The 13,977-nt window shown below is 28.8% G+C and carries 13 protein-coding genes; 9 read left to right on the top strand and 4 right to left on the bottom strand.

Annotation, left to right across the window (positions count from 1 at the left end; translation table 11 throughout):
- Positions 1-73 precede the first annotated feature (73 nt).
- Genes KGF50_RS16075 through KGF50_RS16060 form a run of 4 tightly spaced genes read left to right on the top strand, consistent with a single transcriptional unit; the run spans position 74 to position 3,845 of the window.
- Positions 74-865: a 5-oxoprolinase subunit PxpA gene (locus KGF50_RS16075; protein ID WP_227848999.1), complete on the top strand. Its 792-nt coding sequence runs from the start codon at positions 74-76 to the stop codon at positions 863-865.
- Positions 866-893: 28 nt separating this feature from the next.
- A complete protein-coding gene (locus KGF50_RS16070) occupies positions 894-2,114 on the top strand; it encodes an NRAMP family divalent metal transporter (protein ID WP_227848998.1) in 1,221 nt (406 codons plus the stop codon).
- Positions 2,115-2,133: 19 nt separating this feature from the next.
- On the top strand, positions 2,134-2,829 hold the full coding sequence (gene pxpB, locus KGF50_RS16065) for a 5-oxoprolinase subunit PxpB (RefSeq protein WP_227848997.1): 696 nt from the start codon (positions 2,134-2,136) through the stop codon (positions 2,827-2,829).
- 29 nt (positions 2,830-2,858) lie between these two features.
- Positions 2,859-3,845, top strand: a complete 987-nt coding sequence (locus tag KGF50_RS16060) for a biotin-dependent carboxyltransferase family protein (protein ID WP_227848996.1) — start codon at positions 2,859-2,861, stop codon at positions 3,843-3,845.
- A 206-nt stretch (positions 3,846-4,051) separates the two neighbouring features.
- On the opposite strand, the gene KGF50_RS16055 is transcribed toward KGF50_RS16060, so the two are convergent.
- Positions 4,052-4,618 (bottom strand): XRE family transcriptional regulator, encoded by a 567-nt coding sequence (locus tag KGF50_RS16055; RefSeq protein WP_227848995.1) that lies wholly within the window; start codon positions 4,616-4,618, stop codon positions 4,052-4,054.
- 341 nt (positions 4,619-4,959) lie between these two features.
- Here KGF50_RS16055 and KGF50_RS16050 point away from each other — a divergent pair, with 341 nt between their 5' ends.
- From KGF50_RS16050 to KGF50_RS16040, 3 genes are read left to right on the top strand one after another with little or no spacing between them, the layout of a single operon-like run.
- Positions 4,960-6,027 carry a dipeptide epimerase gene (locus KGF50_RS16050; RefSeq protein WP_227848994.1) on the top strand — a complete coding sequence of 356 codons (1,068 nt, stop codon included), beginning with the start codon at positions 4,960-4,962 and terminating at the stop codon, positions 6,025-6,027.
- Between the two features lie 19 nt (positions 6,028-6,046).
- The gene (locus KGF50_RS16045; RefSeq protein ID WP_227848993.1) at positions 6,047-7,207 is read left to right on the top strand and encodes a DUF819 family protein; all 1,161 of its coding nucleotides are present in this window, start codon (positions 6,047-6,049) and stop codon (positions 7,205-7,207) included.
- Positions 7,208-7,219: 12 nt separating this feature from the next.
- Entirely contained in the window at positions 7,220-9,316 is a 2,097-nt protein-coding gene (locus KGF50_RS16040; RefSeq protein WP_227848992.1) for a CocE/NonD family hydrolase, read from the top strand.
- A gap of 96 nt (positions 9,317-9,412) precedes the next feature.
- On the opposite strand, the gene KGF50_RS16035 is transcribed toward KGF50_RS16040, so the two are convergent.
- A complete protein-coding gene (locus KGF50_RS16035; RefSeq protein WP_227434296.1) occupies positions 9,413-9,757 on the bottom strand; it encodes a RidA family protein in 345 nt (114 codons plus the stop codon).
- A gap of 300 nt (positions 9,758-10,057) precedes the next feature.
- On the opposite strand from KGF50_RS16035, the gene KGF50_RS16030 reads away from it, so the two are divergent.
- Positions 10,058-10,957 (top strand): DMT family transporter, encoded by a 900-nt coding sequence (locus KGF50_RS16030; RefSeq protein ID WP_227848991.1) that lies wholly within the window; start codon positions 10,058-10,060, stop codon positions 10,955-10,957.
- Between the two features lie 186 nt (positions 10,958-11,143).
- Entirely contained in the window at positions 11,144-12,430 is a 1,287-nt protein-coding gene (locus tag KGF50_RS16025) for a Gfo/Idh/MocA family protein (protein WP_227848990.1), read from the top strand.
- Positions 12,431-12,508: 78 nt separating this feature from the next.
- Here KGF50_RS16025 and KGF50_RS16020 read toward each other — a convergent pair whose 3' ends face one another.
- Both KGF50_RS16020 and KGF50_RS16015 read right to left on the bottom strand, forming a co-directional pair.
- Positions 12,509-12,952, bottom strand: coding sequence for a regulatory YrvL family protein (locus KGF50_RS16020; RefSeq protein WP_227848989.1), 444 nt, complete (start codon positions 12,950-12,952; stop codon positions 12,509-12,511).
- 22 nt (positions 12,953-12,974) lie between these two features.
- A complete protein-coding gene (locus KGF50_RS16015; RefSeq protein ID WP_227848988.1) occupies positions 12,975-13,769 on the bottom strand; it encodes a M55 family metallopeptidase in 795 nt (264 codons plus the stop codon).
- Between the last annotated feature and the right edge of the window lie 208 nt (positions 13,770-13,977).

Below are 13,977 nucleotides of genomic sequence, written 5' to 3'. Positions count from 1 at the left end.
ATATATATAATAAACAAAATTTAAAAATTAAAACTACTTATTCTATCAAAATGTTAGCAAGGGGGGTCATAAATTGTATAAAGTAGATTTAAATAGCGATTTAGGAGAAAGTTTTGGAACATATAAGATTGGTTTAGATGAAGAAGTCTTAAAATATATTTCATCAGCTAATATAGCCTGTGGATTTCATGCAGGAGATCCTAGTCATATGGATAAAACAGTAAAACTCGCTAAAGAAAATGGAGTTAAAATAGGAGCACATCCAGGGTTTTTAGATTTAATAGGATTTGGAAGACGTGAGATGAAAATAACAAAACAAGAAGCTAAAGATTATACAAAGTATCAATTGGGAGCATTAATGGCATTTGCAAGTTCAAATGGATGTAATATACAGCATGTAAAGCCACATGGAGCTTTATATAATATGGCTGCAAAAGATAAAAATTTAGCTATGGCAATTTGTGAAGCTATATATGAAGTTGATAAAGATATTACGTTGTTAGGGCTATATAATAGTGAAATGATAAGTTCTGCTAAAGAAATTGGGCTTAAGTTTGCGAATGAAGTATTTGCAGATAGAGCCTATGATAGTAACGGTTTTTTGGTTCCAAGAAATGTAGAAGGAGCCGTTATACATGATACAAAAACTGCAATAGATAGAGTTGTTAAGATGGTAAAAGAAGGAACAGTGGAAACTATAACTGGCGAAATTATACATATTAAAGCAGACTCTATATGTGTGCATGGAGACAATCCAAAAGCAATAGAGTTTGTTAAAGAAATAAGAAAACGTTTTGAATTAGAAAGTATAGAAGTTTGTCCATTAGAAAATATGGAAGTTTGTTCATCAGAGGACATATTGTAAGACTGATAATATGAGGGGGAAATAAAATATGAGTACAAAAAATATTACTGATAACGAAAAAAGTAAAAAAGACGTTGGGGCACTTATAGGGGCCGCATTTATAATGGCAACATCAGCAATTGGGCCAGGATTTTTAACTCAGACAGCACAGTTTACTCAAGATTTTGGGCCAAGTTTTTCATTTGTAGTACTAATTACAACTATCCTTTTTATAGGAGCTCAAGTAAATGTATGGAGAGTAATTGGTGTATCTGGACTTAGAGGTCAAGATATAGCAAATAAGATAATACCTGGATTAGGTTACTTTGTAGCTTTTTTAGTAGGTCTTGGTGGATTAGCTTTTAATATAGGAAATGTTGGTGGAGCTGCACTTGGTATGAATGTAATGTTTAATATGAATATGACATTAGGAACTATATTAAGTGGGTTAATAGCAATATTTGTATTTATGTCAAAAAATTCAAATTCTTTAGTGGATAAGATAACTAAGTTTTTAGCATTAGGTATGATAATTATAGTTGGATATGTAGCAATATCAAATCATCCTCCTGTTGGAGAAGCAGTTTATAGAATGGTAAAACCAGAAAATCCAAAGACACTGATATTTCCAATAATAACTCTACTTGGAGGAAGTGTTGGAGGATATATAACATTTGCTGGAGGACATAGATTAATAGATGGCGGAATAACAGGTGAAGAAAATATAAAAGAAATAACTAAATCATCTCTTTTAGGGATATTAGTTGCAACTATGATGAGGGTACTATTATTTTTAGCAATATTAGCAGTGGTTTCAAAAGGGCTTCAACTTGACCCAGAAAATCCAGCAGCTTCAGCTTTCAAATTTAGTGCAGGAGCGATAGGATATAAATTCTTTGGGCTTGTATTATGGTCTGCTGCAATTACATCAGTTATAGGAGCTGCTTATACATCAGTTTCTTTCTTAAAGACGCTAAATCCTTTTATAGCAAAAAATGAAAAGTATTTTATAATAGCATTTATAGCTATATCAACACTTATAATGGCGTTTATAGGAAAACCAGCAACTTTATTAATTTTAGCAGGCGCTTTAAATGGTTTAATACTTCCAATAACTTTAGGAATAATGCTTATAGCATCTAAGAGAAAAGATATTGTTGGCGATTATAAACATCCTACATGGCTTTTGATATTTGGATTAATAGTAGTTTTAATATCTGCTTATGCAGGAATAACTTCTCTTAGTAGCCTAAGCACTTTATTTGTTTAATTTAGAAGAGGTGACATTTATGGAAACTAGATACTTGCTATCAGGAGACAAAGCAGTAGTTGCTGAATTTGGAAATGAGATATCGGAAGATATAAATAAAAAAGTAATTTCGTTTATGAGAGCGATAGAAATATCAAATCTTAAAGGTATTGTTACAGAAATGGTGCCAACATATAGGTCACTTATGATAAGTTACAATCCTCTAAAAATAGATTTTGATAGTTTAATTGAGAGTTTAAAAAAAATAGAAAATAATTTAGAAAGTATAGAGCTACCAAAACCTAAAATACATGAAATTCCAGTATGTTATGATAGGGTCTTTGGTATAGATATTGAAACTGTTGCAAGCCACAATAATCTGACTGTAGATGAAGTCATAAATATACACACAGGCAGAGAGTATTTAATATATATGTTAGGATTTACTCCTGGATTTCCATATCTAGGTGGAATGGATGAAAGAATAGCTACACCTAGATTAGAAGTACCAAGAACTAAAATTTACGGTGGAAGTGTGGGAATAGCAGGTTCTCAGACAGGTGTATATCCTATAGATAGCCCTGGTGGATGGCAAATAATTGGTAGAACACCTTTAAAACTATATGATGAAAATAGAGAAGAGCAAATTTTACTTCGTGCTGGAGATTTTATAAAGTTTGTTCCAATAACTTTAGATGAATTTATAGAAATTGAAAAAAATAATTTAAGTGTTTAAAAATAGTGATAATACAGGGAGTGGTATATATGGGATTTAAAATAGAATTAGGAGGTTTCCAAACATTAATACAAGACAGAGGTAGAGTTGGATATGGGCAATATGGTGTATCTGGCTGTGGAGCAATGGACGAATATGCACATAGAGTAGGAAATATATTAGTTGGAAATTCTGAAGATGAAGCTTCTTTGGAGGTTCTAATGTTAGGTCCTACAATTACCTTTGATGAATATACACAAATAGCAGTAACTGGTGGAGATTTAGGAGCTAGAATAAACGGAAAAGAGATTCAAAACTGGAGATCATATCAAATAAATCCTGGTGATATGTTATCATTTAGAGGTGTAAAATCAGGAGCTAGAGCATATGTATCAATAGCTGGTGGAATAGATGTTCCACTTGCAATGGGAAGTAAATCAACTTATACAAGAGCTAAGATTGGTGGATTTGAAGGTAGAGCACTTAAAAAAGGCGATTATATAAATACTTTTGCTCAAGAAAAAGACTTTACAATAAATAAAAAATTAAATTCAAAATACATTCCAAGTTATAGTTCAGAAATAGTATTAAGAATTATAAAAGGACCTCAATTTGATGCTTTTTCTAAAGAGGAAGTAGAAAAATTTCTATTAAATGAATATAAGGTTACAAATGAAATAGATAGAATGGGTTGTAGATTAGAAGGAGACAGTATAAAGCATATTAATGGGGCAGATATTATATCTGATGGTATTTCTTATGGAGCTATACAAGTGCCTGGGCATGGGAAACCTATCATAATGTTATCAGATAGACAAACTAGTGGTGGTTATACTAAAATAGGAAATGTTATAAGTGTAGATTTGTATAAGTTAGCGCAAGCAAAACCAAATGATGTAGTAAAATTTGAATTTGTAGATATATATGAAGCTCATAAATTATTGAGAGAACAAGAGGATAAGATTCAAGATATATATAAAAGTATGAAAAATATAAGAGTTGTTAAAGCCAAAGTATTAAATGATATAGCAGTTTAATTTAAATTTAATTAATATTAATTTTTGTTACAATTTAAAATACAATTTAGAAATAGCTATTTACTAGTTGCCATTATTAAACATGGTTTAAATTAGTCAAATAGCTATTTTTTTTGAGTAAATACATTAATTTGAAAAGAAAAATTACATTTTGGTTTTATATATTAAGCATTTTATGTATTAAACAATTGTATTATTATAGGTATTTACTTGGATTTTATTGGCCAAATGGGAGGTGATATAACACCATATCCACGAGCTAGTGTATCTTTACTTGGATTGATAATTTTATGAGGAGTATTAGCTTTTATAAATGTTGAATCCCCAGGATTTAATCTTACTATATTTTCACCTATACAAATATCAACTATACCGCTTGTTAATACAACCACTTCCTCTGATGCATGAGATATATAGCTTTTAGTATCTTCACTTTCTGGTTTAAGTTCAAATTCTAAAAATAAGATTGAAGGTGCAAAATCAGCTGTTGGCATTGGAGATACTATCTCATAAAACATTTCACTTTTTGGAAACTTCATCATAACTCTATCTTCTTTTCTGATGACTAAATCATCAGTGTTATTATCATCCATAAACATATATAAAGGAGTGTCTAAAACTTCAGCGATTTTTCTTAATGAAGACAGGGATGGCTCAATAGCATCTCTTTCGATTTGAGATATATAACTTATAGATAAGTCTGTCAACTTGGAAACATCACTTAGTGTTTTTTTCTTGTTTTTTCTTATATTTCTCATCTTTTCCCCTAGCATAAGAACCTCCAAATAATAAAATTTATACAAAATATTCGATTAAAACAAAGTAATTATAGCATAACATAGAATTAGTAGCAAGAAAGATGAATGTAAGATTTTAAGAATTAGCAATTAGCGATATTCAAATAAAACCTTATAAAAATAAATTATTGATGAATTAATATAATGCAGAAAAATTTAATATAGGATTATTAATTTAAAAGGTATTATTGTAAGATATTTTAGAAAAAAGTAAATTTTCAGTAAATTATATTGACAGATATATTGAAGTAATAATATAATTTGAAGTATAAAAATAAAAAAATTAAATTATTACTTCAAAAAACGAGGAGGTTAACATGAAAATAACAGATATTAAATTTGAGAAATTAAGAATCAAATTAAGAAAGCCTGTTGTAGTTTCGTTTGGAACAATTGAATATGGAGAGAGCATAATCTTAAAAATTGAGACTGATGAAGGTTACTATGGATTTGGAGAAGCTGCTCCTCTTGCAGCAGTTACAGGTGAAGTTTTAGATACTGTACTTTCTATATTAATTATGTTTAAAAAAGAACTTATAGGTAAAGACCCATTAGATATTGAAATTATACATACAATTATGGATGGAATCATAATAGGTAATACTTCTGCTAAGGCAGCAATTGATATAGCTCTATATGACCTTAAAGGTAAAATTATGAATATACCTCTTTATAAAGTTCTTGGAGGATATGATAACAAAGTTCAAACAGATGTAACTATAGGTATAGATAAGCCAGAGAAAATGGCAGAAGAAGCACTGGAAAGAGTTAGAGAAGGTTTTAGAATATTGAAGCTTAAAGCTGGAATAAGACCTGAAGAAGATATTGAAGCTGTAAAACTAATTAGAGAAGCTGTTGGAGATAATATAAGAATTAGAATAGATGCAAATCAAGGATGGAATGTAAATAGTAGCATAAATACTATCAAAAAACTAGAAGAATTTGATGTTGATGCGATTGAACAAGCACTTCCACATTGGGATTTAGATGGTACTGCTTACATAAGAAATAAGAGTAATACTAAGATTATGATAGATGAGTCATTGCATTCACCAATAGATGCAATTAAAGCTATAAAGAAAAATGCAGTTGATACATTTAATATAAAGTTGATGAAATCTGGTGGAATTTATCCTGCAATAAAAATCAATAATATAGCTGAAGCCAGTGGGGTTAATTGTATGCTAGGATGTATGCTTGAAACAAGAATTGGCATAACAGCAGCAGCAAATTTAATAGCATCTAAGAAGAATATAACAGAAGCTGACCTTGATAGTTTTATGTTTTGTGAAGAAGTAGAAAGTATATCTGGAGGATTTGAAATGGATGGAGATATTATGAATCTTATCAACAAACCAGGTTTAGGAATAGAAGTGAACTTATGATGAAATTAGGGGGTTAAATATGAATACACTTTTTTCAAGTACAGGTAGTATACTTGCAATAATGACAGCTATGGTTGCATTTGGATTTTACTTACAAAAATATAAAGTAACTAAAAGTTTAGGGCCAGCACTTACAATAATCATAATGGGAATAATACTTTCAAATTTAAAAGTAGTTCCAGTGAGTACAGAATTATATGGAACTATTTCTACATATGCTATACCAGTTTCCATGACTATAATGTTGATGAGTGTTGACTTAAAAGAAATGACAAAACTATCAAGAGAGCCTTTAATAGCAATTTTTGTGGCAGTATTGACAGTAAGTATAATGGCATTTTTATTTGGATTAGTATTTGCAGGTGAAATATCAGAAGGATGGAAAGTCGCAGGGATGTTTGTAGGTACATATACTGGAGGAAGTGCTAATCTTACAGCTATTGGAACAGGTCTTGATGTAAGTAGACAAACTCTTGCAGCAGCAAATGCAGCGGACTATGTAATTGGAGTTCCAACGTTAATATTTATGTTTGCACTTCCAGCGATATTAAAAAATTCGAAGAAGTTCCAAAAGTTTTGGCCATATCATGTAGAAGAATCAGAATTAGAAGATTGCCAGAACGAAGAATTTATGGAATCAAAAGAGTGGAGTATAAAAGATATTGCTTGGATGTTGGCTATAGGTTTTGTTGTTACAGAGGTCGCAACAATACTTTCAGGATATTTTAATTCCAGTTTTAGCAGTGCAGCAAGAATTCTTTTAGTTACAACAATTTCAATTATAATTGCTCAGTTAAAACCAGTAAAAAAATTAAAGGGTAATTTAGATTTGGGATTATTTGTTGCATTATTCTTTTTATGTACAATAGGATTTTCAGTTGATATAAAAGAGTTTTTAGGTTCAACTTTTACTATAACATTTTATTGCTTTAGTATAATCTTTGCTTCATTTGCTTTCCATCTATTTGTAACTAGAATGTTAAAGATAAAGTACCAATATGTAATACTTTCTATAGTTGGAGCAATTGCTGATGGTCCAACATCAGCTTTAGTAGCTGCTTCAGCAAAATGGAATTCACTTGTAAGTGTAGCTGTAGTGATGGGTGTAATTGGTGGAGTATTAGGAAATTATGCAGGTATATCGGTGGCATATGCAATAAAAATGTTTCTTGGTCTATAGGAGGTGATTTTATTGAAAAAGTTTAAGTTATATATATCTGGTTTATATAGTGGTAATGTAGTATTTGACGAAGTTTTACTTATTGAAAAACTGAATCCTTTTACAAATGAAATAGAAAAAATAAAGCCTATGAGTAAAGAAGAAGGTATATACTATTTAAGTCTTACAAAAATAGATTTGAACTTTTTATTTGAAAATTTTAATTTTTATACTAATAGTTTAATAAATACAGATAAAAGTATAGTTGTAAATGAGTTAGGAGAAACATATTCTAAGTTTAATGACTATATCTGGGTTCAAAGAAATAAAAAATTTCCTTTAGATATAATTATTTTGGATAATAAAATAGTTGGTTTTATATGTTTGTCTAGGGAAACTTGTACTATACTAATTATGGATGGGTATGAGGATTATACTATATTAAAAGAGTGGAAAAAAACACATAAAAATGAAGAGATATATCCTATAAAATTTGATGGAAATTATATGATTGATATGGAAGATGGAATAAAGCTTTCTACAGATGTATATCTTCCTAAGTTTGAAGATTCTACTAAAAAAATACCTACAATTCTTATGAGAACTCCATATGGAAAAGAAAATGATAAAGAAATCTATTATAAGTATGTACAAAGGGGATATGCTGTTGTAATACAAGACGTCAGGGGAAGAAATGAATCACAAGGTAAGTGGGAGCCTATGATTTATGAAAGAGAAGATGGGGATAGTACTATAAATTGGATAGTAGCACAAGACTGGTCAAATGAAGTTGTTGGAATGATGGGAGCATCATATCTTGGTTATGTTCAGTGGGCAGCTGCATCTTCAGGAAACAAACACCTAAAAGCTTTGATTAGTATAGTTACAGCAGGTAGTCCTTTTATTGATATACCAAGAAAAGGTGGAGCTTTTGTATCTGGAATGCTTGCATGGGCATTTATGGTATCAAGAAATAAAGTTGATAGAAGTAAAATGATAAGAGATGACTGGGATGATGTTTTAAATATAAGACCAATACAAAATATACCTATTGAAGCACTTGGATATAGAATAGAATTTTTAGAAGAGTGGATAAAAAGAGTAGAAAAGGATGAATATTGGGATAGGATGGATTGGCATCTAAAAAAAGATAAAATAAATGTGCCTGCATTAGTCATATCTGGATGGTATGATGATAATGGTATGGGTACTACAGAAGCTTTGGATGTAATAAAAAGTTATGAAATAGGAAAGAGAAAGGCCATATTAGGTCCATGGATGCATAATTCAAACACTATAAGAGATATAAATGATATTCCTTTTGGAGATAATTCATTGAGGTATGATGTAGACTATAACTATCTATTATGGTTTGATAAATACTTAAAAGGAATAGAAAATGATATAGATAATACTGCTCCAATAGAGTATTATTCAGTAGGTTCGAATGAATGGAAGATGGCAGAAAATTGGCCAATAGAAAATAAAATAGATAAAAGTATGTATTTAATAAGTGATGGAAATGCTAATACATCTTTAGGGGATGGAAAACTATCCTTTGAAGAATGTTCAAAAGAAAATTATGACAGTTACATATATAATCCAAAAGACCCTTCAATACAGTTGATTGATATGTCAGAAAATGAAGTTGGAGTTCCAAATAATTATAAAAATTTGGAGAAAAGAAGTGATATGTTGTGCTATACATCAGATGCTTTTAGTGAAGAATTTACTATAACAGGTGATATAAAATTAGAATTCTTTGCATCAAGTTCTGCAAGAGATACTGATTGGGTTATAAAAATTATGGATGTGGATTTAGATGGAAATTCAATTAAATTAGCTGATGGTGTACTAAGTGCTAGATTCAGAAATAGTTTTTATAAGTCAGAATTTATGGAAGAGGGAGAAATTTATAAGTTTACAATAACAACCTCAAAAATATCAAATACATTTAAAAGTGGACATCGAATTAGGTTGGATATAACATCTAGCGCAAAAAACTTTATATTCCAAAATAGTAACACTAAAGATGGTTATAACAGTATTGAGTATATAAAAGCAAAAAATACAATTTATCATGGAGGAAAATACTCATCTAGATTGATATTGCCAATAGAAAATAATTAAATTAATAAATTAAATAATAAGGAGATATAGTACTAATCAATACTATATCTCCTTATAGGTTAAAATAATTATATTTGCTTATTAAAGTTAAAGTAATTATTTTGTAGCTGCAACAACACTCATTTCAACTAATAAGTGTTCTCTAGCAAGTCTAGCTTCAACACAAGCTCTAGCAGGTTCAAATCCTTTTTCAACCCAAGCATCCCATACAGAGTTCATAGCTTCGAAGTCCTTCATATCTCTTAAATAAATAGTAACAGATAGTAAATGTTGTTTGTCTGAACCATATTTGTTTAATAAATCTTCTATCTTATTTAAAACTTCAGTAGTTTGCTCAACTACTCCTCCTTCAGCATGAGTTTGTCCACATAAATAAACTGTATTGTTGTGAACTACAGCTCTACTCATTCTTCCAGTTCCTTCATATCTTTTTATTTCCATATTTTAAATACCTCCATAATTAAAAAATCCATTAAAAATCTAAATAATAAATTAAAAAAAGTCTATACTATATAAAATTATATTATATATTTGGCGAATAATCTATAAAAAGATATAACTTTTTATTTATAATTATTATTGTTATTAATTGAAAAGATTTATTAGTTACTTGACATAATTTATACTTTTAATTATAGTATAAATTGGAATATTTAGATAATTATTATTTAATTTATAAATTTTAATTTTCAAGTAGTTTTTAAATATAGGTTTATGTATTTGTATAGAAAAGAGGTAAATATGAGTAGTACAATCAAATCAAATCGAATAAAAGGCATAATGTTTATAATGGCATCAGCTCTTGGTTTTGCAATGATGTCTGCATTTGTAAAACTGGCAGGCGATTTACCAAGTTTTCAAAAAGTATTTTTTAGAAATTTGGTATCGGCTATAATAGCATTTTGGCTTATTATAAAACATAAAGGAAGTTTAACAGGTAAAAAAGAAAATATGAAGGTTCTTTTATATAGGTCAATCTTTGGAACTTTAGGGGTTATATTTAACTATTATGCAATTGATAAGTTGATGCTTTCAGATGCTAATATGCTAAATAAAATGAGTCCTTTTCTTGTAGTTATATTTTGTGCAATTATTCTAAAAGAAAAAATAAACATAAAACAGATAGGAGCAATTATAATTGCATTTATAGGAGCTTTATTTATAATAAAACCAACATTTAGTGTTGAAGTAATTCCATACCTAGGAGGAGTTGCAGGAGCTGTATTTGCAGCAATAGCATATACTTGTTTAAGAATTCTTGGAGATAGAGAAGATTATTATACAATTGTGTTTTTCTTTTCAGTTTTTTCATTAGTTACTGTAGGACCAATAGCTTTTGCAGTGTATGAACCAATGACTCTTATGCAACTTGTGTATTTATTATTGGGTGGAGTATTTGCAAGTTTAGGTCAATTTGGTATAACTTTAGCATATAAGTATGCACCAGCCAAAGAAATTTCTATATTTGATTATAGTAATATAATATTTTCAGCAATCTTGAGTATATTCTTATTTAATGTTTATCCAGATATGCTAAGTGTTGTGGGGTATGTAATAGTCTTTTCAGCAGCATTTTATATGTTTTTATACAATAAAAAATTAGACAAATTAGAAAAAGAAATTGATAAGCAAAATAAATAAAAATAATATTAAAGTTTACATTAAAAATAAATAATATTATGTTAAAAAAGAATAGCATATTAAATTAAAACAGCAGTTATAGTTTTTTACTTGTAACTGCTGTTTCTTTTATCAAAAATATCCAAATGTATGTGAAAATAGAATATAATAAAGTAGTAGAATAATATAAAGGGGATAATTTAAAGTATGGAAAAAGTAAAAGTTGCTGTGATTGGAGCAGGTAATAGAGGGACATATGCATATGCTCCATATATTTATGAAAATTCTGATACATGTGAGATAGTTGCTGTAGCAGAACCTAAAAAAGGAAGACGTGAATTGTTCGCACAGAAGTATAACTTAAATAGCAAAAATGTATTTGAAAGTCTAGAAGAATTCTTTAAACAGGATAAAATGGCAGATGCAGTCATAATAGCTACAAATGATGATAGACATTATGATGTAGCAAGTTTAGCTCTTCAAAAAGGTTATCATATATTATTGGAAAAACCAATGTCTAATAGTTTAGATGGATTAGTACATATAAATGACCTATGTGATAAGCATAAAGATAAGATTTTTATGATTTGTCATGTACTTAGATATTCTCCATTTTACAATAAATTAAGAGAAATTGTAGAAAGTAAAAAATTAGGAGAATTAGTTAGTATACAATATAATGAGAATATAGGATATTGGCATTTTGCTCATAGTTTTACTAGAGGGAATTGGAGAAATAGTAATGAGACAAGCCCTTTGATTTTGGCGAAGAGTTGTCATGATATGGATATTCTATTATATTTGGTGGGTAGTAGATGTAAAAAAATCTCTGCATTTGGAAGTTTAAAGCATCTTAATAATGAAAATGCTGGGGGAGAAATGGCACAGAATTGCCTTCAATGTTTAGTAGAAAAAAAATGTCCATATTCTGCAAAACAAATTTACCTAGAAAATGACAGAAATATAAATAGAGCTGTGCATATAAATCCTACAAAAGAGAATCTTTTAAAGATACTTGAGACAAGTCCATATGGAAGATGTGTTTACAGATGTGATAATAATGTTGTAGATAACATGGTAAATATATTGCAATTTGAAAATGGAGTAACTGCTACTTTTAATTTATGTGCATTTACTAAAGAAAATGGAAGAACTATAAAGATGATGTTTAGTCACGGAGAAGTTGGTGGAGATTTAAATAAAAATGAGATAAGAATTAAAGAATTTGGAAAAAATGAAGAAGTAGTTATAAATCCATCAAATAAGAAAGATATGGTAGAAGAATATGATAGAAATCTCATAACTGAATTTATTAAATTAGTTTCAAGTAAAGACTTAGAAAAAGGAAGAGTAGCAGCAAAAGATGCAATAGAAAGTCATGTAATGGCATTTGCAGCAGAGTATTCAAGATTGAGTGATGAAGTGGTGCATATAGATAAATTTTTTGATGATGCTATAAAGATGACTAAAGAAATAGAAGAAACTATATTTTAAATATAAAAGATTACACAAATAAAGATAGATTAGATAATAGGGATATATAAATCGTCTATTAAGTAATCTATCTTTTTATTAAGATTTTTTCTTATCTTTATCAAAAAAATCCATGCATTCAGATAAGAGATAAGAAAGTAAGGCAAATAAAATTTCTGTACTTAAAGGAATCATTATTGAATCCATAAATGTATCAATTATGTTCATAGCTAAAAAAGTCAGTATAAAATCAATTATAAATTCGCAAAATTTATAAATTGAATACGGCAATTTGTTTACATATCTAAATATATCTAAGATGGTAGTGCATAGAAAATCAATTGGGGTAGTTATACAAAAATATATTAAAAAGAAAATTAGTACAGACCCAATAGATTTATATTCAAAACCTAAGAATGATAAGAAGCCAATTCCTATAACAGTGAAAATACAAAAAGTTATACCAAAAAAAACAGCAAAAAATAAAAATACAGAAATAAATTCGCCTAAAGGAATCCTTCTTTTATTACTTATCTTAATCAACTCCTTATGTATAACATGAAATTTATATAAATAACAACATTCTCAAAAACTCATAATAATCTTCTGTTTCAAATAGTACTGTTTGAGAATCTATTTTTTTCATATTTGGATAGAAAGAAGCTTTAAAAGCTTTATAATGTTCTCTAAATTTTATTTCAATTTTAAATTTGTTTGGTAATTTTATTAAATGTCTAGATAAATCTCCAGATAAAGATTCTCTAACACCTTCTTCTATTTTTTTTAGTGCAAGATTTGGATGAATTGAAATTGAGCCATTCCCAATTCCCTTTGAAACAGGAACAGTGATTATATTTGGGTTTAGTTTTTTTGCACTTTCACAAAGCATTTCATCTCCACTTAAAAATGCCACAGGAACATTATAGTATGCAGCAGCATAAGCATTTATAGTAAACTCAGATGCTATTTCATCATTTATTTTAAAGTAGTCATAATCAATATCCATAGTATGAGAAAGTGGGTTACCATTACAAGTAGCTCCAGAATGATAGCCAGTAAATACACATGCATCAAAACTTTCATCAATACCAGCCATCATAACTAGTGGGTCTTTGGTCCATCCTCTAAGTATTTTGACATTTTCAGGTAAAATATCTGGATTAATATTTCTGCCACTATCATGCGCATCTTTAACAAGTATTTCATGCATACCAGACTGAGTAGCTCCATTACATGCAGCAGCTATTTCTTTGCTCATTTGTGTTCTATAGTGTTGTGAAAATTCACATTCAAGCTTTGTTTCATCCCAATTTACAATGCCACAAGTACCTTCTATATCGGCACTTAAATATAACTTCATAATATAAGCCCCCTTAAATTTATTATTAATGATAATAACAGATAACAGTAAATATACAATTAATAAGAGGCAGAAAAATATTAGGTCTCATTATTAATTATTATTAAATCTGTAACTGAAAAATAACTGATATTAGAAATATAACACTAATTAGTATCTATTAGCCTATTATTGCTATATACAATATTTATATAAGATTGTAACATAG

The organism is Clostridioides sp. ZZV15-6598 (assembly GCF_020657705.1).
Lineage (GTDB): Bacteria > Bacillota > Clostridia > Peptostreptococcales > Peptostreptococcaceae > Clostridioides > Clostridioides difficile_F.
Note: the sequence above shows the minus strand (reverse complement) of the source record. Positions and strands in the feature narration are given on the sequence as shown.

What these genes read in the sequence shown, in the direction of transcription:
- KGF50_RS16070 (WP_227848998.1), top strand. Translation starts at nt 894, where the DNA reads ATGAGTACAAAAAATATTACTGATAACGAAAAAAGTAAAAAAGACGTT.
- pxpB (WP_227848997.1), top strand. Translation starts at nt 2,134, where the DNA reads ATGGAAACTAGATACTTGCTATCAGGAGACAAAGCAGTAGTTGCTGAA.
- KGF50_RS16060 (WP_227848996.1), top strand. Translation starts at nt 2,859, where the DNA reads ATGGGATTTAAAATAGAATTAGGAGGTTTCCAAACATTAATACAAGAC.
- KGF50_RS16055 (WP_227848995.1), bottom strand. Translation starts at nt 4,618, where the DNA reads ATGCTAGGGGAAAAGATGAGAAATATAAGAAAAAACAAGAAAAAAACA.
- KGF50_RS16050 (WP_227848994.1), top strand. Translation starts at nt 4,960, where the DNA reads ATGAAAATAACAGATATTAAATTTGAGAAATTAAGAATCAAATTAAGA.
- KGF50_RS16045 (WP_227848993.1), top strand. Translation starts at nt 6,047, where the DNA reads ATGAATACACTTTTTTCAAGTACAGGTAGTATACTTGCAATAATGACA.
- KGF50_RS16035 (WP_227434296.1), bottom strand. Translation starts at nt 9,757, where the DNA reads ATGGAAATAAAAAGATATGAAGGAACTGGAAGAATGAGTAGAGCTGTA.
- KGF50_RS16030 (WP_227848991.1), top strand. Translation starts at nt 10,058, where the DNA reads ATGAGTAGTACAATCAAATCAAATCGAATAAAAGGCATAATGTTTATA.
- KGF50_RS16025 (WP_227848990.1), top strand. Translation starts at nt 11,144, where the DNA reads ATGGAAAAAGTAAAAGTTGCTGTGATTGGAGCAGGTAATAGAGGGACA.
- KGF50_RS16015 (WP_227848988.1), bottom strand. Translation starts at nt 13,769, where the DNA reads ATGAAGTTATATTTAAGTGCCGATATAGAAGGTACTTGTGGCATTGTA.